This window comes from Gordonia jacobaea (genome assembly GCF_001186365.1).
In the GTDB taxonomy this organism is placed as follows: Bacteria; Actinomycetota; Actinomycetes; order Mycobacteriales; family Mycobacteriaceae; genus Gordonia; species Gordonia jacobaea.
In genome coordinates, this window is the sequence record NZ_LDTZ01000005.1 from 1 (window position 1) to 870 (window position 870).

Here is an 870-nt window from a genome sequence, read left to right on the forward strand (position 1 = left end):
GGGGGTGTCAGATGGTCTGTGTAAGTCCAGTGCTCATTAGTGAGAGGAAGATTTATGAGCATGGCGTTAGACGACAAGCAGCAGGACAACGACGACCACCCACCGCTGCCTGAGCTCGCAGAGCCGCGTTCGACTGCGGAGGTGGCCGAAGCGTTGCAGGCCTCGGGCATGGTCGATGAGTTGTTGGCCCAGATCGATTCGGGTCAGGTGCAGGTCACCGGGGACGGTGGCTTGATTCCGGGCTTGATCAAACTCGCCCTCGAACGCGGTTTGAAGGCCGAGCTGACCGATCACCTCGGCTACGAGAAGGGCGACCCGGCAGGCCGGGAACTGCCCAACGCCCGCAACGGATCAACCCCGAAAACGGTGGCGTCTGAGGCGGGGCCGGTCGAGCTGAAGGTCCCTCGTGACCGTGACGGCACCTTCACCCCACGTCTGGTGCCGAAGGGATCGCGTCGGCTCGGCGGCCTCGATGACATCATCATCTCGCTGTACGCCGGAGGCATGACGTTACGCGACATCCAACATCATCTGGCCGCCACGGTGGGCACCGATCTGTCGCATGAGACGATCTCCAAGATCTGCGACGAGGTTTGCGACGCGGTCGATGAATGGCAGAGCCGGCCGCTGGAAGCGTTGTATCCCGTCCTCTATCTCGATGCCCTGGTGGTCAAGGTCAAAGACGGTGCTCACGTTCGAAATAAGCACGCCCACATAGCTATTGGTGTCGACATGGCTGGCGTCAAGCATGTGCTGGGCATCTGGATACAGGCTGAAGAGGGCGCGAAGTTCTGGGCCGGGGTGTGCGCGAATCTGGCCAACCGCGGCGTCAAGGACGTGCTGATCGTGTGCTGCGACGGGCTGACCGGA

1 protein-coding gene is annotated in these 870 nt (G+C 61.8%); it reads left to right on the top strand.

Annotated features, from left to right (window positions below; all coding sequences use genetic code 11):
• Positions 1-54 precede the first annotated feature (54 nt).
• The coding region (locus tag ABW18_RS00030; protein WP_049697014.1) for an IS256 family transposase at positions 55-870 on the top strand (816 nt) is incomplete at its 3' end.